The organism is Streptomyces sp. NPDC048257 (assembly GCF_043201855.1).
In the GTDB taxonomy this organism is placed as follows: Bacteria; Actinomycetota; Actinomycetes; order Streptomycetales; family Streptomycetaceae; genus Streptomyces.
Genome location: NZ_JBICZI010000002.1, coordinates 87,480 through 105,466, shown reverse-complemented (window position 1 = coordinate 105,466; position 17,987 = coordinate 87,480). Strand labels below are relative to the sequence as shown.

Annotated in this window: 15 protein-coding genes and 2 pseudogenes; 8 read left to right on the top strand and 9 right to left on the bottom strand. The window is 73.6% G+C overall.

Annotated elements, in window-relative coordinates:
• Positions 1-130: 130 nt before the first annotated feature.
• The gene (locus tag ACGFZK_RS04565) at positions 131-898 is read left to right on the top strand and encodes a hypothetical protein (protein WP_393847854.1); all 768 of its coding nucleotides are present in this window, start codon (positions 131-133) and stop codon (positions 896-898) included.
• 52 nt (positions 899-950) lie between these two features.
• On the opposite strand, the pseudogene ACGFZK_RS04560 reads toward ACGFZK_RS04565, so the two are convergent.
• Positions 951-1,595: pseudogene (locus ACGFZK_RS04560) on the bottom strand (GntR family transcriptional regulator); the annotation flags it as partial.
• 139 nt (positions 1,596-1,734) lie between these two features.
• On the opposite strand from ACGFZK_RS04560, the gene ACGFZK_RS04555 reads away from it, so the two are divergent.
• Both ACGFZK_RS04555 and ACGFZK_RS04550 read left to right on the top strand, forming a co-directional pair.
• On the top strand, positions 1,735-2,595 hold the full coding sequence (locus ACGFZK_RS04555) for a (2Fe-2S)-binding protein (RefSeq protein ID WP_393847358.1): 861 nt from the start codon (positions 1,735-1,737) through the stop codon (positions 2,593-2,595).
• Positions 2,596-2,803: 208 nt separating this feature from the next.
• Complete coding sequence (locus tag ACGFZK_RS04550) at positions 2,804-3,889, top strand: DUF2637 domain-containing protein (RefSeq protein WP_393847357.1); 1,086 nt, start codon at positions 2,804-2,806, stop codon at positions 3,887-3,889.
• Positions 3,890-3,929: 40 nt separating this feature from the next.
• On the opposite strand, the gene ACGFZK_RS04545 is transcribed toward ACGFZK_RS04550, so the two are convergent.
• From ACGFZK_RS04545 to ACGFZK_RS04530, 4 genes are all read right to left on the bottom strand, one after another.
• Positions 3,930-4,322, bottom strand: coding sequence for an ATP-binding protein (locus tag ACGFZK_RS04545; protein ID WP_393847853.1), 393 nt, complete (start codon positions 4,320-4,322; stop codon positions 3,930-3,932).
• 195 nt (positions 4,323-4,517) lie between these two features.
• Positions 4,518-6,260: a pyruvate dehydrogenase gene (locus ACGFZK_RS04540; protein ID WP_393847356.1), complete on the bottom strand. Its 1,743-nt coding sequence runs from the start codon at positions 6,258-6,260 to the stop codon at positions 4,518-4,520.
• Between the two features lie 76 nt (positions 6,261-6,336).
• Positions 6,337-7,737, bottom strand: a complete 1,401-nt coding sequence (locus tag ACGFZK_RS04535; protein ID WP_393847355.1) for a protein phosphatase 2C domain-containing protein — start codon at positions 7,735-7,737, stop codon at positions 6,337-6,339.
• A gap of 102 nt (positions 7,738-7,839) precedes the next feature.
• On the bottom strand, positions 7,840-11,613 hold the full coding sequence (locus tag ACGFZK_RS04530; RefSeq protein ID WP_393847354.1) for a S8 family serine peptidase: 3,774 nt from the start codon (positions 11,611-11,613) through the stop codon (positions 7,840-7,842).
• A gap of 198 nt (positions 11,614-11,811) precedes the next feature.
• On the opposite strand from ACGFZK_RS04530, the gene ACGFZK_RS04525 reads away from it, so the two are divergent.
• From ACGFZK_RS04525 to ACGFZK_RS04510, 4 genes are all read left to right on the top strand, one after another.
• Entirely contained in the window at positions 11,812-12,789 is a 978-nt protein-coding gene (locus ACGFZK_RS04525; protein ID WP_393847353.1) for a helix-turn-helix domain-containing protein, read from the top strand.
• A gap of 24 nt (positions 12,790-12,813) precedes the next feature.
• A complete protein-coding gene (locus ACGFZK_RS04520) occupies positions 12,814-13,296 on the top strand; it encodes a DUF456 domain-containing protein (protein ID WP_393847352.1) in 483 nt (160 codons plus the stop codon).
• A gap of 83 nt (positions 13,297-13,379) precedes the next feature.
• Positions 13,380-13,751 (top strand): PPOX class F420-dependent oxidoreductase, encoded by a 372-nt coding sequence (locus ACGFZK_RS04515; protein WP_393847351.1) that lies wholly within the window; start codon positions 13,380-13,382, stop codon positions 13,749-13,751.
• Positions 13,752-13,921: 170 nt separating this feature from the next.
• On the top strand, positions 13,922-14,269 hold the full coding sequence (locus tag ACGFZK_RS04510) for a hypothetical protein (RefSeq protein WP_393847350.1): 348 nt from the start codon (positions 13,922-13,924) through the stop codon (positions 14,267-14,269).
• Here ACGFZK_RS04510 and ACGFZK_RS04505 read toward each other — a convergent pair.
• From ACGFZK_RS04505 to ACGFZK_RS04495, 3 genes and pseudogenes are all read right to left on the bottom strand, one after another.
• Positions 14,244-14,459: pseudogene (locus ACGFZK_RS04505) on the bottom strand (VOC family protein); the annotation flags it as partial. The gene ACGFZK_RS04510 and the pseudogene ACGFZK_RS04505 overlap by 26 nt on opposite strands.
• 104 nt (positions 14,460-14,563) lie before the next feature.
• Positions 14,564-15,682 carry a ribosome small subunit-dependent GTPase A gene (gene rsgA / locus ACGFZK_RS04500; RefSeq protein ID WP_393847349.1) on the bottom strand — a complete coding sequence of 373 codons (1,119 nt, stop codon included), beginning with the start codon at positions 15,680-15,682 and terminating at the stop codon, positions 14,564-14,566.
• A 325-nt stretch (positions 15,683-16,007) separates the two neighbouring features.
• Positions 16,008-16,538 carry a GNAT family N-acetyltransferase gene (locus ACGFZK_RS04495; RefSeq protein WP_393847348.1) on the bottom strand — a complete coding sequence of 177 codons (531 nt, stop codon included), beginning with the start codon at positions 16,536-16,538 and terminating at the stop codon, positions 16,008-16,010.
• A 132-nt stretch (positions 16,539-16,670) separates the two neighbouring features.
• On the opposite strand from ACGFZK_RS04495, the gene ACGFZK_RS04490 reads away from it, so the two are divergent.
• Complete coding sequence (locus tag ACGFZK_RS04490; protein ID WP_393847347.1) at positions 16,671-17,072, top strand: VOC family protein; 402 nt, start codon at positions 16,671-16,673, stop codon at positions 17,070-17,072.
• Here ACGFZK_RS04490 and ACGFZK_RS04485 read toward each other — a convergent pair.
• A complete protein-coding gene (locus ACGFZK_RS04485; protein WP_393847346.1) occupies positions 17,003-17,758 on the bottom strand; it encodes a helix-turn-helix domain-containing protein in 756 nt (251 codons plus the stop codon). The genes ACGFZK_RS04490 and ACGFZK_RS04485 overlap by 70 nt on opposite strands.
• Positions 17,759-17,987 lie beyond the last annotated feature (229 nt).

The window sequence follows — 17,987 nt, the reverse complement described above, 5'->3', positions numbered from 1 at the left end:
CGTCCGGACTTTGTGAAAGAGTTCACCCAACCCCTTGGCCGATGCCGTGGATCCGTGCTCTCATTTCGCCCCAGGGCTCAACGATGTGCTGCTTGGTTGCTTTGGGGAGGGCAATGTGGCGGATACCGCCATGTCGGGTGCCGGAACAACCGGGGGAGACGACCCCCTCCAGCGGGCGATATGGCGGCTGCGCTCGCGCGGCTGTTGGACCGACGCGGCGGCGCTCCTGACGCCGCACCTGCCGGACGTCGGTGCGGCCGTGCAGCGGACGGCGCTGCTCGTCGAGCGGTGCCTGTTCACCGGGCAGGGCTGGGCGGAGGCGGAGGACGCGCTGCGGATCGCGGAGGCGGTGGCCCGGGACGACGACGAGCGGGGCGCGGCCGCGTGCGAACGGGGCCATCTGGCCTACGCCGCCACCGTGCTCGGCGTACGCGACCGGGCCGACGAGGCGCGCTCCGCGCTGGGCCGGGCGGCGGCGCTGCTCTCCCCGGAGTCCCGGACCCGCCCGCTGCTCGACTTCCGGCGGGGGCTCGTCGCCGAGCACCTGGCGGACGCCCCGCAGTCGGCCCGTCCCGCCTACCACCGGGCCCACGCGGGGGCGGAGGCGCACGGGGACACCCTGCTGCTGTCCTTCACCTGGCGGCACCTGGCCGCGCTGGCCCTGCGGGACGGGGAGGTGGCCGAGGCCCGCAAGGGCTTCGCGGAGTCCCTGCGGATCCGGGAGGACCTGGGTTTCCTGATCGGCACTGCCCCGGCGCTGGCGGCGCTGGCCGAGGCCGAACCGGAACCGGAGGCCACCCGCCTGCGCGCGGAGGCCCGCCGCCTGTTCCATCTGCTGGGCGGCGTCCCCACCTGGCTGGCGGACCAGCTCCATCCGGCCCCCTCGCCCGCGGCGTAGCCGGTTCGGCCCGCCGGGCGATGGGGCGGCGCCCCCAGCGCCCGGTGGCCGGTCAGGCCGGCGAGCCCGCGAAGTGTTCGCGCACCAGGGATTCGACCACCGGGAGGTCCCGCGCGATCAGGGCCTCCAGCAGCGCCGAGTGCTCCGCCGCGTCGGCGACGAGATCGGCCCGCCGGGCCCGCGGAGCGCCCGGCAGGGGCCACTGCGCCCGGCGGTGGAGCTCCTCCGCCACCTGCACCAGCTGCGCGTTGCCGGCCAGCCTCAGCACGGCGCGGTGGAAGTCCCGGTCCGCCTCCGCGTACCCCGGAAGGTCACCGGCCGCCGCCGCCTCCGCCGTGGCCGCGGCGGCCGGCCGCAGGGCCTCCCAGGTGTCCGCGGGCACCGTACGGGCCAGCCGGAGCATCACGGGGACTTCGAGCAGCGCCCGTACCTCCGCCAGCTCCGCGAGCTCCCGCGGGGTGCGGGAGAGCACCCGGAACCCCCGGTTCGGGAGGCATTCCACCGCCCCCTCCGCGGCCAGCTGCTGCATCGCCTCGCGCACGGGCGTGGCGGAGACCCCGAAGCGCTCCCCCAGGGCCGGGCCCGAGTAGATCTCGCCCGGCACCAGCTCTCCGTCGACCAGGGCCGCGCGCAGTGCGTCGAGCACCTGCGCGCGCACCGAATGGCGCAACACCTTGCGTCTTTGTGCCGGTACCCGGGCGTGGGCCGTTTCGTGCACGCGGTCCTCCTCCGGGTCTCGACCTGTCCAGAGAATAGAGGGTGCGGATCGATTGCGATCGGGTAAGGTAAGGCTAACCTGTTAACGATCGTGTGATTCTGTGATTCGGTGGCCCGTCATGACCGTCACGACCTTCCCGGCTGTCACATCCGCCCCGCCCGGCTCTGCGGTGGCGGATGCGTTCGCCAGGCTGACCGAGGCGTACGGCGGACTGCGGGTGATCGAGCGATCCGCGGACGACCCGGTCCCTCGCGGTGCGGGATGGGTCGGCGCGGACGAACTCGCGGCCGGCGGGCCGGCCCTGGACGCCTTCCTCGCCTGGGACAACGCCCAGGTGCTGAGGGACTACGGCACCCAGGCCCGCCCCGATGTGATCACGGGCTTCGGGCTGCACCGGTACGCGTGGCCGGCCTGCCTGCTGATCACCCTCCCCTGGTTCCTGCACCGGCGGGTCCCCCGCCTCCCGGTCACCGAGGTGGCCTTCCACCGGACCCTCGGCCGGATGAGCGTGCACGTCGGGGAGTTCGCCTGCCTGCCGGACGATCCGGCGGCCGCACTCCCGGGGGCCCGTGTCGTGCCCGACGAGGAGGCGCTGCGCGACGAGGTGCGGGCTGCGGTGGCCCAGCACCTCGGACCGCTGCTGGAGGGATTCGGCCCGCGCATGCGGCGCGGCCGCCGCGCCCTGTGGGGCATGGTGACCGACGAGGTCGTCGAGAGCCTCTGGTACGTCGGCAACCTGCTCGGCGAGGAGCAGCGCGCCATGAGCGAGCTGGAGGCACTGCTGCCCGGCTCGACGGCCCCGTACACCGGAGGCGCGGGGTTCCGTACGCTCACCGGGCCCGCCGGTGAGGAGCTGCCCACCCGGGACCGGGCCGGCTGCTGCTTCTTCTACACCATCCGCCCCGAGGACACCTGCGTCACCTGCCCCCGGACCTGCGACGCCGAGCGCATCGCCCGGCTCGCGGCGACCGCCGCCTGAACCCACCCCGTACGACTGACCGTATTCGAACGCAACTCGGTCCGTACGGGCGTCAGTTCGAACCACAACACCCTATCCGGCGGGCCACGCCCCCCGATGGCGTCCACTTGCCCCGAAACCCGCGTGCACGGCTCACCGGCTACGCCACTATGGCGCCCGGAAAGCCGCACGGCCGCACAGCCGCATACGCGAGGCAAGGGACATCCGCATGAGACTGACCGACATATCGCTGGACTGGCTGCTGCCCGGCAGCCTGCTGATCCTGGGCGTACTTGCGGCAGTTGCGGTACTGGCCCGTGGCAAGCGCGAGAGCGAGAAGGCCGCGGCCGACGACAGCTGGGAGCGCAGCGAGGAACGGCGGCGGCGCAAGGAAGCCGTCTACGGAACCGCTTCGTACGTTCTGCTCTTCTGCTGCGCGGCGGTCGCCGCCGCGCTCTCCTTCCACGGGCTGGTCGGCTTCGGCCGGCAGAACCTCAACCTCTCCGGAGGCTGGGAGTACCTGGTCCCGTTCGGCCTCGACGGCGCCGCCATGTTCTGCTCGGTGCTCGCCGTGCGCGAGGCCAGCCACGGCGACGCGGCCCTCGGCTCGCGCATGCTGGTCTGGCTGTTCGCGGGCGCGGCCGCCTGGTTCAACTGGGTGCACGCCCCGCGCGGCCTGGGCCACGACGGGGCCCCGCAGTTCTTCGCGGGGATGTCGCTCTCGGCGGCCGTCCTGTTCGACCGCGCCCTCAAGCAGACCCGCCGGGCGGCGCTGCGCGAACAGGGCCTGATCCCGCGGCCGTTGCCCCAGATCCGGATGGTCCGCTGGCTGCGGGCCCCCCGGGAGACCTTCGGCGCCTGGTCGCTGATGCTGCTGGAGGGGGTGCGCACCCTCGACGAGGCCGTGGACGAGGTGCGCGAGGACAAGAAGGAGAGGGAGCAGGACCGGCACCGCAGGCGCGACCAGAACCGGCTGGACCGGGCGCGCATCAAGGCGCTGGGCCGGCAGAACCGGGCCTTCGGGCGGTCGCGCGGCCGCCAGGTCGAGCTCCCGGAACTGACGCAGGGAGCGGGCTCCGCGCCGGTCGGCGCGGAGCCGGCCATACCCGAGTCAGGGCAACTGCCGCTACTCCCCCAGCTACCGCTGGGAGGGGCCCCCGGCCGGCCCTCCCTGCAGGCCGTCAACGGAACCGAATCCACTGATGTGACCGGCGCCCGGACGGTGGACCTCACCGCCGAGGACGACACCCAGACCATTCCCCGGCTGGACTCGCTGGAGCGCAAACTGAAGGACCTGGAGCAGCAGTTCGGATGACCGGTCCTGTTCTTCCAGGGGAACCCGGAGGGCCCGCCGTTCAGGCGGGCCCTCCGTCGTACGGCGCGTCGTGCCGTCCGTCGAGCTCGAACCACACCACCTTGCCGCTGCCCAGGGCCAGCGCGTCCACGCCCCAGTCGTCGGCGAGCTCCTGCACCAGCACGAGTCCCCGGCCGTGCGTACCGTCGTCGGCGGTCGGTACGTACGGCCGGGGCCGGCGTGCGGCGTAGTCCCGCACCTCCACCCGTAAGCGGGTGGCGGCAAGACTCGCGTGCACCTCCGCGCCCCGGTTGGTGTGGACGAGGGCGTTGGTGACGAGCTCGGTGATCAGCAGCTCGGCCACCTCGGCGGCATCGGATCGGCACCGGTGGTGCATCAACTCCCGTAAAGCCCGGCGGATTTCGCCCACCGCCTTCAGGTCGGCCCGGCGCACGCTCCGGGTGATCCGCAGCGTGTCCACCGCTCCCCCGTCCTCGTCGGCGGACGGCTCGCGCGGCACCGGCCTCCCTCTCCCCCACAGCTTTCCGGTCTTCGCCCCCACCCGCACGGCGATGTCCCTCCCGCGTTCCCACTCTCGAACAGGTCTACGGGATGCATGCCCCCCGGGCGGTTCCGCACTCCTGCGGGCTTATGGGCGGGGTACGTTGCGGAGGTTGGATCGAGCCATCTGGACCATGCGCCCCACCCCGCCGTCCAACACGATCTTGCTGGCGGACAGTGCGAATCCGGTCACCATTTCGGCTTTGATCCTTGGTGGAATCGACAGGGCGTTGGGGTCCGTCACCACATCCACCAGAGCGGGTCCCGGATGCCGGAACGCGTCCTTCAAAGCCCCTGTGAGCTGCTTGGGCTTCTCCACGCGGACCCCGTAGGCGCCCGCCGCGCGCGCGATGGCCGCGAAGTCGGGATTCTTGTTCGTCGTCCCGTAGGAGGGCAGGCCGGAAACCAGCATTTCCAACTCGACCATTCCGAGGGACGAGTTGTTGAAGAGGACCACTTTGACGGGCAGGTCGTACTGCAGCAGGGTGAGGAAATCTCCCATCAGCATCGAGAAACCACCGTCACCCGACATCGACACCACTTGACGGTTCCGATCGGTGAACTGTGCCCCGATGGCCTGCGGGAGGGCGTTGGCCATGGAGCCGTGGCTGAAGGAGCCGATGATGCGCCGTTTGCCGTTCGGGGAAAGATAGCGTGCCGCCCACACATTGCACATGCCGGTGTCGACGGTGAACACGGCGTCTTCGTCGGCCAGTTCGTCGAGGACCGAGGCCACGTACTCGGGGTGGATCGGCGTGTGCTTCTCCACCTTGCGCGTATAGGCCTTCACCACCCCTTCCAGCGCGTCCGCGTGCTTCTTCAGCATCCGGTCCAGGAAGCGCCGGTCCGTCTTCGCCCGCACCCTCGTGTTCAGGGCGCGCAGGGTCTCCCGTACGTCGCCCCAAACCGCGAGGTCCAACTGGGAGCGGCGGCCGAGGTGTTCGGGGCGGATGTCCACCTGGACGATCTTCACGTCGTCGGGGAGGAAGGCGTTGTACGGGAAGTCGGTGCCGAGCAGGATCAGCAGGTCGCACTCGTGGGTGGCCTCGTACGCCGCGCCGTAGCCGAGCAGCCCGCTCATGCCGACGTCGTACGGGTTGTCGTACTGGATCCACTCCTTGCCGCGCAGGGCGTGCCCGATGGGCGCCTTGACCCGGCCGGCGAACTCCATCACCTCGGCGTGCGCCCCGGCCGTGCCGCTGCCGCAGAACAGCGTGACCCGGTCCGCCTCGTCCACGAGGCGGACCAGCTTCTCGATCTCGCCGTCCCCGGGCCGCACCGTCGGCCGGGCGGTCACGAGCGCGTGCTCGACGGCCTTCTCGGGAGCGGGGAGGGAGGCGATGTCCCCGGGCAGCGCGACGACGGCGACCCCGCTGCGGCCGATGGCGTGCTGTACGGCGGTCTGCAGCAGCCGGGGCATCTGCTGCGGGTTGGAGATCAGCTCGCTGTAGTGGCTGCACCCGCGGAAGAGCTGGTCGGGGTGGGTCTCCTGGAAGTAGCCGAGGCCGATCTCGCTGGAGGGGATGTGCGAGGCGAGGGCGAGGACCGGGGCCATGGAGCGCTGGGCGTCGTACAGCCCGTTGATCAGGTGCAGGTTCCCCGGGCCGCAGGAGCCCGCGCAGGCGGCGAGGCGGCCGGTGATCTGGGCCTCGGCGCCCGCCGCGAAGGCCGCCGTCTCCTCGTGGCGGACCTGGATCCAGTCGATCCCGTCCGTCCGGCGGATCGCGTCCACCACCGGGTTGAGGCTGTCGCCGACGACCCCGTACATCCGGCGTACGCCGGCCCGTACGAGGATGTCGACGAACTGCTCCGCCACGTTCTGCTTGGCCATGAGGGGCACCCTTCCGGTCTCCGGTCCGGCTCCGGTCGTGTTGCGTGTGCCTCCCATCCAGCCACGGGTGCGCCGGTTACGCCTCCCAGACCGCGGCGGCCGTGCGGTCGTCGGCGTACCCCTTGAGGCGGAGCTGGGTGTCCGCGAGGAAGGCCGCGAGACCCGGCGGCTCCTGCTCGGCCCAGCGTGCGGCGAGCTCCGCCGGGAGGGCGGCCTCCTCCCGCATCGGGTCCGCCAGGCCCCCGGAGCACAGGAGCAGGGTGTCCCCGGGCCGGGCCACGGCCGCGCGGAACCGGAAACCGCCTTCGGTGTCCTCGGCCTGCCCGGCGGGCTCCAGGTCCTGCCACTGCCCCGCGCGGAGCCGGAACAGTCCGCCCGCGCCGGCGCCGAAGCACACCCGGGTGCGGCACTGCGGGTCCACCGGGAGCAGCAGCCCGCGCAGTCCCGCGGTGTACGCCGTCTCGGCGAGCCCGAGCTCGGCGGCGCGGGCCCGCAGCCGCCCGTACCCGCGGTCGGTGAGGCGCTGGAGGCCCGACCGCAGGGCGTCGCGGCGCCCGGCGCGGATGTCGTCGGCCAGCCTGTCCTGGCTCCGCCCGACGGCGCCCGCGACCGTGCGGCACAGCTCGGCGGCGGCCTCGGCGGCCCCGGGGGCGGCCCGGTCCCCGCCCGCCAGGGCCACCAGGACCAGGGCGTCGTCGCCACTGCCGAAGCGGGCGGTGAGCAGGAAGTCCCGGCGGACCTCGCCGCGGTAGCGGGCGGAGTCCCCGCGCAGGGAGGCGGCGCGCAGCGTGTAGGTGCCGTAGCGGGCGCCCTCCAGGACGGTGTCCGGGGTCAGTGCGTCGAGGGCGGCGGGGTCGGCCGGCGGGAGGGCCCCCGGTTCCGGGGCGTAGGTGGGTGCGCGGTCGCCCAGGTGGGACACCTCGGGCCGGACGGGCGCGGGGCCGGCCGCCACCGGCTCGGGCCCGGGCGCCGCCACGGGCCCCTGTTCCGGTTCCGGCTGCTGCTCCGGTCGCGGCAGCGGTCGCGGCTGCGGATCGGACCAGGGCTCCCCGCGCGGCGGCTCCCAGTGCCGTACCGGCAGTTCGGGTCCGGGGACCGGGGGTACGGCCACGCCCCCGAGGGCGTATCCGGTGGCGTCGCCCGCCCGGGGATCCCGCGGCGGCGGGAGCGTGGGCAGGGTCGGAGTCGGGGCCGGGCCCGGGGTGGGGAGCGGCGGCGCTGGTGGCGGCGCCGGCTCGGCGTCCCCCTGCCGGGGGCCGGGCAGGAGCGGCTCCGGGGCGCGCGGGGGCTCCGGCGGCCCCCGGTCCGGGTCCGGCGCACGGTCCGGTGCCGGAACCGGGGCCGGTGCCGGGTCCGTCGTCACGCCCGCCGCCGAGCGGAATCGGTTGTCCAGGGTGTCCCCCGGGTCGGGTTCCGGTCCCGCGTCCGGGCCCTCGTAGAGCTTCTGCCACCAGTCGTCCGCGCCCTGCTGACTCATGGCTTCATTCTCGGCCCCCGGCGGGGGCGGAAAACGCCGAATGCGCGAAAAGGGTCCCCCGGACCGCCGTCCGGGGGACCCTTCCTGCTCCGGCCGTACGGATCAGCGCACGTCGTACGCCCGCACGACCGTCTGGGTGACCGCGGCGCCCTTCGCGTCGGTCAGTTCGGCCTTCAGCGACACGGGCTTGCCGGAGGCTCCGGCGTGGTCGACGACCGCGCTCCACCGGCCGCCGTGCTCGCTGGTTCTGGCCTGCGTCCAGTTCTCACCGTCGTAGGAGTAGGACAGCTTCACCGACTTCAGCGCGCCGGGCGTGTAGCCCGCGTGGCCGGTGACGGCCAGCCCGATGCTCTGGCCGTTCGCCGCCGCGATCGTCTTCATCCCGTCCAGCGGGGCCGTGTACCGCGGGAAGAGGATCCCCAGCCCCTGCGAGTAGGCCGCCGCGTCGAGCTTCGAGGTGAAGCCCCAGGTGGTCTGCACCGCGGTGGAACGCTGCCAGACCCGGGCGGGCGGGCCGATCTTCTCGATGGACTGGGTCAGCTCGTAGCGGCCCTCCTCGGCCGGAACCTCGAAGACCCCGAACGGGTACCAGCTCTCCCCGACGACCTCGCCGCCCCGCTTGAGCACGAGTGAGCCGATGTCGCCGAAGGAGCCCGGCTGCGCGGCGTGGCCGCTGTCGCCCCACATGGCCGGGGCGAAGCCGATCAGGTTGCCCTGCCGCTCGGCGGCGAGGGTCTCCTTGCCCGCGAGGTCGCGCGGTGCGACCGGGCCGGTGATCCCGTCGTACCAGGTGGCGCTGTCCTTGCGGCCCTTGGTGTAGGTGCGCTGCTCGCCGACCATGAACTCGCCCCAGGGGAAGCTGCTGGAGAGCAGCTGGTCCCAGGCGGTGTCCCCGGCGGAGTGGTACTCGGTCCGCCGGCCGGGAGCCGCGACGGTCTCGATGCCGCCGAAGTAGACGGCGGAGCCGATCGGCCGGTAGGCGCCGGCGAGGTCGATGAAGTCGGCTGCCACGCCCATGGAGTTGTAGGTGGTCTCGGTCTGCCCGAGGTCGCGGTCGCGCACCCGGTGGGTGTGGCCCGCGCCCTTGATCTCTCCGGTCTCGGGGAGGGCGAGGGAGTAGACGTACGGGCTGTTCGCCTCGGCCTTCCACGACAGCGTGACCTTGCCGGCCGCGAGCCCGGCCAGCAGCGCCTTCGCCTCGGCGGCCTCGATGGTCAGCGCGGGCAGTGCACCGCCCGCGTAACCGGTGAAACCGGTCCAGCGGCCCGGCGCCTCGCGGTGGGCGAGGACCGCCTTGGCGCCGGCGGCCTGCGCGTTCTGCGCGACCTCGGACAGGGCGCCGTCGGCCGCCTTCACCAGGACGACGGCTCCCTCGGCACCCGCCGCGGCGAGTTCCTGCGGGGTGCCGGAGCCCGCGTCGACGAGCGGCGCGCTGCCGGTTCCGTCGAGGTTGTCGCTGCCGGTGGACGCGGTGATCGGGTGCAGCACCGGTCCGCCGACGGCCTTCAGTTCGGAGACGAGCGGCGCGGCCGCCCGCCAGTAGGACGCGAATTCGAAGTCGCCGTCCTTGGGCCGGCCTTCGACGGAGGCGTAGAAGCCGCGGATGGTGCGGCCGCCCATGGCGGTGCCCGCGTGCAGCCAGGCGTCGTCCCAGCTGCGGGCGAATCCGAGGGTGGTGTTGCGGGCCTCGACCGGCTTGTCGGCGGCGATCTCCAGGCGCCCGGCCTTACGGGCGTCCAGAACGACGGTGGTGTCCTTCTTCAGTTCGACCTGGGGGCGGCCGAGGTAGGTGAGGGAGTCGATCAGCTCCGCGCCCGCCCCGGCGTCGGGGGTGGCGACGAAGGCGGAGAGGAAGTAGGCGCCCGGGCGCACCCGGTAGACCTGGTCCACGGAGCCCTCGTTGAAGCGGCGCTCGCCGGTGGCGTCGTCGGTGCCGATCACGTCCAGCGAGGAGGGTCCGGCGGCCGGCTTGCCCGCACGGTCGACGAGCTTGACGCGCAGGGTCACCGTCTCGGGTTCGACGTAGAGCGAGAAGGGGGTGGAGACCCGCACGCCGTTCGCCGTGGCGACGACGCGGCCGGTGACGTCCCCGTACTGGGAGCGCTCCAGCGTGGCCGCCGGGTCGAGGGCGAGCGGCACCTCGACGGTGGCTCCGGCCGGGACGGTGACCGTACGCCGCTCCGGGCGGGCCACCTGGCTGCGGACGGCCGAGCCGTCGTTGCCGGTGACCTTCTCGACGGCCAGGTTCAGGGTGACGGGGCTCTTGCCCGTGTTGGTGTACGGGACCTCGACCGTGGTGCGGTCGCTGTGGTCCTGCGGCCAGTTGTACGTGCCGCCCTGGACGGCGGGTGCGCCGGTGACGGTGGTGCCGATCGCGGCCCTCACGTCGAGGCGGCCGCCGCCGGTCTCCCGTACGTCGCCGGGGACCCCGGTGTTCGCGGAGCCGACGAGGGCGGCCTTGATCTGCCGGGCGGTCCAGTCGGGGTGGCGCTGCTTGACGATGGCGGCGGCGCCCGCGACGTGCGGGGTGGCCATCGAGGTGCCGGACATGGACTGGTAGGCGTACACCCCGCGGCCGCCCGCGGCGGCGGCCGAGATCCCGACGCCGGGGGCGGCGATCTCGGGCTTGAGGGTGTGCTGGAGTCCGGCCGGGCCACGGCTGGAGAAGGCGGCCGTCCGGTCGTCCCGGTCGACGGCGCCCACGGTCAGTACGGAGGCGGCGCAACCGGGCGAGGAGACCGTGTTGTTGCCGGGGCCCGAGTTGCCGGCGGCGATCACGAACAGCGGGCCCTGCTGGGAAAGCCGTTCGGCGGCCGCGGCGAGCGGGTCGTCACAGGCGGTCTGGGAGGGGTCGCCGAGGCTCATGGAGACCACGTCGGCCTGGGACTCGACGGCCCATTCCATGCCCGCGATGATCCACGAGTCCAGGCCGTAGCCGCCGTCGTTGAGGACCTTGCCGCTGAGCAGTTCGGCGCCGGGGGCCACGCCCTTCTTGGCGCCGCCGCTCTCGGCGCCGGAGCCGCCGACGGTGGAGATGGTGTGGGTGCCGTGGCCCTGCCGGTCCGCGTCGGTGTCGGAGTCGGTGAAGTTCTTCGACATGGAGACCCGGCCCTTGAGGTCGGGGTGGTCCAGGTCCGTTCCGGTGTCGAGGACGGCGACCTTGGTGCCCTTGCCGTCGTATCCGGCGGCCCAGGCCGCGGTGGCGGCCACCTGCTTCGTGGAGCGCTCCAGGTTCGCCTGGACCTTGCCGTCCAGCCACAGCTTCTTCAGCCCGCCCGAGACGGAGCGCGCGCGGGCGTCCGTACCGGTGACATCGGACCAGAAGGCGGCGGCCTGCTCCTTGTCGGCGGAGAGCGCGACGGCCCCGATGGAGCCGAGGACGAGCGAGCGGTCGGTGCCGCGGGGCGCGGGCGGGGCGCTGCGCGCCACGTTGACGGAACCGTCGTAGACCGCGATGAGCGGCAGCTTCTTGGTGTGCGCGTCGTCGTAGCCCTGCCGGACGAGGCCGGTGACGTTGAAGAGCTCGTGGTCGACGCGGCCCGCGGCGAGCGCCTTGACCGCGCCCTCGGGGTAGACGTACAGGTCCTTGCCCGACTGCCGGGTCTGCACGAGCGGCTGGGTGCCGTCCGCGCGCGGCATCGCGGTGGCGGCGGTGCGGCCGGCGGCGTCGGTGGACACCAGGATCCGGTCACCGGTGACCAGGGTCACCGCGACGGGGGCCGTGGGCTGCTTGCCGGCCGCCTCGCTGCCGGCGAGTGGTCTCTTTCCCGCTCCGGGCGCTCCGTCGGCCGGCTGCGCCGTCGACGGGCCGACGGCGGTGACAGCCAGGACGGCCGCGGTGGCCGCCCCGAGTGCCGTACGCGATATCGGACGCATCGCTCTCCCCAGGTGAATTCCGGCCAACTACTGCATTGCACGGCGAAAGCGCCGCGTAAATGGCTTCTGGCCAGCGGATGTTGGTGCTGCGGTGGCGTCACCTTGGCAGAGTGGCGCCGGGTGCGGCGATGATGTCCGCGGCGGGTTTGCGCCGTGGCCGCTTCCCGCCAGGCGCGTGTCGAAAGGTGGGTGGGCGGGTTGCTGGGTGCCATAGGCCTGGACGAGGGCCAGGAGTCGGCGTACCGCGCGCTGGTCGCGCTGGGTGCGGCGGAGGTACCCGACCTCGCGCACCGGCTGACCCTGCCCGTCCCGCACACCGAACGGGCCCTGCGTCATCTGGAGCGGCACGGGCTGGCGGCGCAGTCCTCGGCCCGGCCCGGGCGCTGGGTGGCGGCCCCGCCGGGGGTGGCCCTCGGGGCGCTGCTGACCCAGCAGCGGCACGAGCTGGAGCAGGCGGAGCTGGCGGCGGCGCTGCTGGCGCAGGAGTACCGGGCGGAGGCGTCCGAGCCCGCGGTGCACGACCTCGTGGAGGTGGTGCAGGGCGCGAGCGCGGTGTCGCACCGCTTCCACCAGCTCCAGCTGGGCGCGGAGAAGGAGGTGTGCGCGCTGGTCACGGGCCGGCCGCAGGTGGTGACGGGCACGGACAACGAGGCGGAGGACCGGGCCTCCGTACGCGGGGTCGACTACCGGGTGGTCATCGAGCGGGAGGTACTGAGCCTGCCGAGCGGGATCCGGGAGGCGTCGACGGCGCTGGCCCGGGGCGAACAGGTCCGGGTGACGGAGCGGGTCCCGACGAAGCTGGTGATCGCGGACCGGGCCCTCGCCATGGTCCCGCTGACGGCTCGCGGGGCGGAGCCGGCGGCGCTGGTGGTGCACGCGTCGGGGCTGCTGGAATCCCTGACCGGCCTGTTCGAGGCGGTGTGGCGGGAGTCGCTGCCGCTGCGGCTGGGGGCGGCCGGCTCGGCGGAGGAGTCCGGGGGCAGCCCCGACGCGACCGATCTGGAGATCCTCTCGCTGCTCCTGGCGGGCATGACCGACGCGAGCGTGGCGAAGCACCTGGAGCTGGGGCTGCGGACGGTGCAGCGGCGCGTCAAGGGGCTGATGGAGCTGTCCGGGGCGACCACGCGGCTGCAACTGGGCTGGCACGCGTTCGAGCGTGGCTGGGTGGCCCGATAGCCCCTGGTCGGTCAGGCTGAGCAGATGGATCTGCCTCAGCTGCTCCTGGTGGGGCTGGTGCTGCTGCTCGGGGTGGTCGGAGTGCTGATCCCGGGTGTGCCGGGCACCTGGCTGGTGTGGGCCGGGCTGCTGTGGTGGGCGCTGCACGTGCGGTCGGCGCCGGCGTGGTCCCTGCTGGTGGCGGCGACGGCCCTGCTGGTGGTGGTCCAGGTGGTGAAGTGGCAGCTGCCGCCGCGGCGGCTGCGGGGCCTGGGGGTCACCTCCCGGATGGCCGTGTTCGCGGGGGCCGGGGCGCTCCTGGGTTTCGTCCTGATCCCGGTACTGGGGGCGGTACCGGGCTTCGTGGGCGGCATCTACCTCTGCGAGCGGCTCCGCCTGGGGACGCACGGCGAGGCCTGGGCGTCGGTGCGGGCGGTGATGCGGGCGGTGGGGACGAGCGTGCTGGTGGAGCTGTTCGCGTGCCTGATGGTGGTCGGGGCGTGGGTGGGGGCGGTGGTGGCGCAGTAGCCGTCGGTGCGGTGGAGTACGTCGCCCGGCGTAGGGCTGTGGCCCGATGTGGTGGGGCGGCCGGGGCTGCGAGGCTTGGCGGTATGACGGACTTCAAGGGTTTCAGCGAGGCGGAGCTGGCGTACCTGCGCTCCCAGCACCTGGGCCGCCTTGCCACGGTGGACGCGGCCGGGCAGCCGCAGGCGAACCCGGTGGGGTTCTTCCCGCAGGAGGACGGGACGGTCCTGGTGGGCGGGATGGCGATGGGCACGACGAAGAAGTGGCGCAACCTGCACGGGAACCCCCGCCTGTCCCTCGTCGTGGACGACGTGGTGAGCACCGGCCCGTGGCGGGTGCGGGGCATCGAGATCCGCGGCCGCGCCGCGCTGGAGACGGGCCCGCACGAACTGGGCCCCCACTTCAGCCCGGAGGTGATCCGGATCCATCCGGAGCGCGTCCACGCGTGGGGGATCTGACCGCCCGTGTGCTGACGCTCCGCTTAGGGGCAAAGGGGCGACAGTGGGGGCTGGATACCTGTCACGCCTTCAGGGGGGAAGCGCCGGTGCCGATCCGAGCCAGGGGAGCCAGAGGCCACGTCGTCGTCGACGCCGTGGCCGGTGAGCGGTCCTCGCCGCAGCGGCGATCCGTGACCCGCTTACGCCTCACCTGCCTCTACGGCGGGGTGTTCATGATGGCGGGCACGGTGCTGCTGGCCGTGGTCCACCTGCTCGCGGTACAGGCCGTGAGCAGGGGCAACGATCCGGTCTTCGAACTGCGTGCGGAAACCGAGGTCGTCCTGGCGCCCGCGGCGCTGCCGGCCCCTCGGCAGGAGCCCCGGGACCCGCTGGTGTCGTCCACCCTGCTGGTCCTGGCCGCGCTCGGTCCCCTGTCGATCGCCGCGGGGTACGTGACGGCCGGGTACGCCCTCTCCTCGCTCCGGCAGATCACGCACAGCGCGCGGCAGGCCGTCAGAGCGGATCGAGGCGGGCCTTGAGCAGGCAGAACTCATTGCCCTCGGGGTCGGCGAGGACGTGCCACGGCTCCTCGCCGCTCCGGCCGATGCCAGCCGGGCGCGCCCCGAGCTTCAGGAGGCGTTCGAGCTCGGCGTCCTGATCGCGGTCGGTGGCGTTGAAGCGAGCCGGTGAGCAGGCCGTTTTCGAGGGCGTCACCTCGCCCGGCCGGGCCGCCGGCGAAGACCGCAGGCCGCCCGGCAACGGGAATCGACGACAACGCCCGGGACGTCCGGTGGCGGGGTCTCGGCAACGGCCGCCCCGCCCCCGGACGCGTTTCAGGACCGGCCGCCACGCTTCGCGACGTAGTTGGCGCGGCCCTCCGCCGACTTCAGGCGCCAGTCACGGCGGATCTCCGACCGCAGCCGGGCGTCCGTCTTGGCGACGATGCGCTGGTTCTCCCGCAGGAGCTTGCGGTAGCTCTCCAGGCGACGCTCGGCGAGCTCGCCGGAGTCCACCGCGGCCAGCACCGCGCACCCCGGCTCCGCCTCGTGGGCGCAGTCGTGGAAGCGGCACTGCTCCGCGTACTCCTCGATCTCCGAGAAGACCTGGCCGACGCCGGTCTCGGCGTCCCAGAGCCCGACGCCGCGCAGTCCGGGGGTGTCGATGAGGACGCCGCCGCCGGGCAGGGCGAGTAGGTTGCGCGTGGTGGTGGTGTGACGGCCCTTGCCGTCGACCTCGCGCGCCTCCTGCACCTCCATGACCTCGGCGCCGAGCAGCGCGTTGGCCAGGGTGGACTTGCCGGCGCCCGAGATGCCGAGCAGCACGCTGGTGCCGTCGCCGACGACCGCGGCCAGGATGTCCGTGCCCTCCCCCGTGACGGAGGAGACGGTCAGCACCTGGACGCCCGGCGCGGTGGCCTCCACGTCCTGGACCAGGTGCCCGAGCGTGGCCGCGTCCGGGACCAGGTCGGCCTTGGTCAGCACGACCAGCGGCTGCGCCCCCGACTCCCAGGCCAGGGCGAGGAAGCGCTCGATGCGCCCCAGGTCCAGCTCGACGGCGAGGGAGACGGCGATGATGGCGTGGTCGACGTTGGCGGCGAGGATCTGTCCCTCGGACCGCTGCGAGGAGGTGGACCGTACGAAGGCGGTCCGGCGCGGCAGGTACGCCTTGACGTAGCGCGGGTTGTTGCCCGCCGTCTCGACGGCGGCCCAGTCGCCGGTGCAGATGACCCGGAGCGGGTCGTGGGGGGTGACGAAGGCGGTGTCGGCACGGACGATGCCGTCCGCGGTCATGACGTCGCACTGGCCGCGGTCGACGCGGACGACCCGGCCGGGCAGCAGGCCCTGCTCGGCGTACGGGGCGAACTCGGCCTCCCAGGCGTCGTCCCAGCCGAAGGCGGCGAGGGCGTGCGGAAGCGAGGTCTGCGGGAAGGACGGGAAAGCGGAGAAAGACAAGGGGAACCCTTCACAGGGTGGCCCCGGCCGCGTGCGCTCGCTCAGCGGCGGCGCGCGAAGAGGTGTGAGGTCAGCCGGAGACCACAGAAGTGACATTGACGGTCTTCTGAGTGCGGGCAGCGCCCTGCGCAATGACAGTCATCAACGAACACCTCCGGGTCCATGCACGAGCTGGTCGTTCCCCACCGGTCGGCGGGAACGGACCCACCGTAACAAGCTCGTTCCCGCCGCGGCCACTTCTTTTCCACGCGTCTTTCGCACGGCCCTCGCGCGTCCTTCTCACGGCCCTCGCGCGTCCTTCGCGCGTCCTTCGCGCGCCGTTCCGTCAGCCGATGCGGCGGGCCAGTACCTGTCCCGGCCAGGCGTCGGACAGGAAGCGCTCGGTGGGGGTGAAACCGTTGCGCTCGTAGAACGCGACGAGTTCGCCCCCGCCACCCGCCCAGCAGTCGACCCGCAGCAGCCCGACGCCGGCCCGCCGGGTCTCCTCGGCGGCGTGCGCCAGCAGCGCCGCCCCGATGCCCAGACCGGCGAGCCGCCGGTCGGAGACCAACAGCCTTACGTACCGCTCGGGTTCGGCGGCCGGCGCGATCGGCATCTGCGGGCTGGGCCCGGAGTCCAGCACCAGGGCTCCGACGGGCGCGCCGTCCAACTCCGCAACGTACGGGGTGTTCTCGGTCGTGTACCGCTGGACCCGGGCCACCCCGCCGGGCTTCTGCGAGTACGGGGTGGTGCCCCACTGCTCGGTGTTCCCGCGCGCGTTCATCCAGGTCACCGCGGCGTCGAGCATGTCCAGGACGGCCGGTGCGTCGGCCGGGCCACCCGGCCTGATCCGTATGTCGTGTGTGGTGTCGTTCACGGCGGAAGCCTACGACGGTGGGGTGTCGCGGCCGCTGCCGCCGGGACGGCCCTCGCGCGGCGCGGGCGACACCACCCGGCGCGTGTCCGATTCGTTCAAGACGGGCGCCCGGTGCCCGCCTAGCCTGCTGCCATGACTCCTCGACTCGACCTGATCGGCATGGTGGTCTCCGACATGGCCGCCTCGCTCGCCTTCTACCGCCGCCTCGGGCTGGACGTCCCGGCCGAGGCCGACGGCCTGCCGCACGTGGAGGCCGCGCTGCCCGGCGGCCTGCGGATCGCGTGGGACACGGAGGACACCGTCCGCTCCTTCGACCCGTCCTGGACCGCGCCCACCGGCGACGCCCGCCGGGACCTGGCCTTCCTGTGCGACTCCCCCGCCGAGGTGGACGCCCTGTACGCCGAACTGACCGCCGCCGGGCACACGGGACACCTGAAGCCGTGGGATGCGTTCTGGGGCCAGCGCTACGCCGTCGTCCTCGACCCGGACGGCTCCGGGGTCTCGCTCTTCGCCCCCTCGGCTCCGGCGGCATAGGCCCGCAGGGTCGTCCCGGCCAGCGCCCGCACCTCACGGGCGAGATGCGCCTGATCGGCGTACCCGGCGACGCAGGCGACCTCGGCGTACGGCAAGCCCGCGCGGGCCAGGGCCAGGGCGCGGCGCAGCCGCAGGATGCGGCCGAGGGTGCGCGGGCCGTACCCGAAGGCGTCGAGCGAGCGCCGGTGCAGCTGCCGCTCGCCGACACCGACGGCGCGGGCGATCGCGGCCACCGCCTCCCCCGCACGGAGCCGGGCCACGACCTCCGCGACCAGCGGGTCCGGGGACGTGGCCGCGGCCCCGGCCGCGCGGGTCCGGGCCAGCGCCTCGAGTCCGGCGCGCGCGTCCCCGTACTCCTCGACGTACCCCTCGACCAGCCCGGTCAGCCGGCGCACCTCGCGGGCGGGCCACAGCCCGGTCAGCTCGACGCGCCGGTCCCGCAGCACGTGCGCCGGTACGCCGAGCAGCGCGGGGGCGGTGCCGGGAGCGAGCCGGATCCCGGCGAAGGCGCCGCCCGGGACCTCCCCGGCCGGATGCGGCCCGGTGTCGGGTCCGGCCACCAGCAGCCGCCCGTCGGCCCACAGCAGGTCCATGCAGCCGTCGGGCAGCACCATCCCGCCGCCGCCCGCGGTGGCCCGCCACAGCACGGCCCCGGGAACGACCGCCGACGGAGCTTCCTCGTACACCCCTCCAGGCTAAGGGCTGTCCCTCAATCCCCGGCGGGCGCACGACGACAGCTACGGCACCTCGCTGCGTTGCCGGAACGCCCGAACACGCACAGTATGAGGACGCTCCTCCGCCTTGCGATGCACCGCATCTGACGCCGTGCGCCGATCCACCGGGGATTACGGGACAGCCCTCAGGTCGTCTCTTTCGGATCAGGCCCGGCGCGCCTCGGTCGGGCGGGTGGGTGCC

Excerpts from the sequence above, each read along its gene's own strand:
- ACGFZK_RS04565 (WP_393847854.1), top strand. The coding sequence starts at position 131 with ATGTCGGGTGCCGGAACAACCGGGGGAGACGACCCCCTCCAGCGGGCG.
- ACGFZK_RS04555 (WP_393847358.1), top strand. The coding sequence starts at position 1,735 with ATGACCGTCACGACCTTCCCGGCTGTCACATCCGCCCCGCCCGGCTCT.
- ACGFZK_RS04550 (WP_393847357.1), top strand. The coding sequence starts at position 2,804 with ATGAGACTGACCGACATATCGCTGGACTGGCTGCTGCCCGGCAGCCTG.
- ACGFZK_RS04540 (WP_393847356.1), bottom strand. The coding sequence starts at position 6,260 with ATGGCCAAGCAGAACGTGGCGGAGCAGTTCGTCGACATCCTCGTACGG.
- ACGFZK_RS04535 (WP_393847355.1), bottom strand. The coding sequence starts at position 7,737 with ATGAGTCAGCAGGGCGCGGACGACTGGTGGCAGAAGCTCTACGAGGGC.
- ACGFZK_RS04530 (WP_393847354.1), bottom strand. The coding sequence starts at position 11,613 with ATGCGTCCGATATCGCGTACGGCACTCGGGGCGGCCACCGCGGCCGTC.
- ACGFZK_RS04520 (WP_393847352.1), top strand. The coding sequence starts at position 12,814 with ATGGATCTGCCTCAGCTGCTCCTGGTGGGGCTGGTGCTGCTGCTCGGG.
- ACGFZK_RS04515 (WP_393847351.1), top strand. The coding sequence starts at position 13,380 with ATGACGGACTTCAAGGGTTTCAGCGAGGCGGAGCTGGCGTACCTGCGC.
- ACGFZK_RS04490 (WP_393847347.1), top strand. The coding sequence starts at position 16,671 with ATGACTCCTCGACTCGACCTGATCGGCATGGTGGTCTCCGACATGGCC.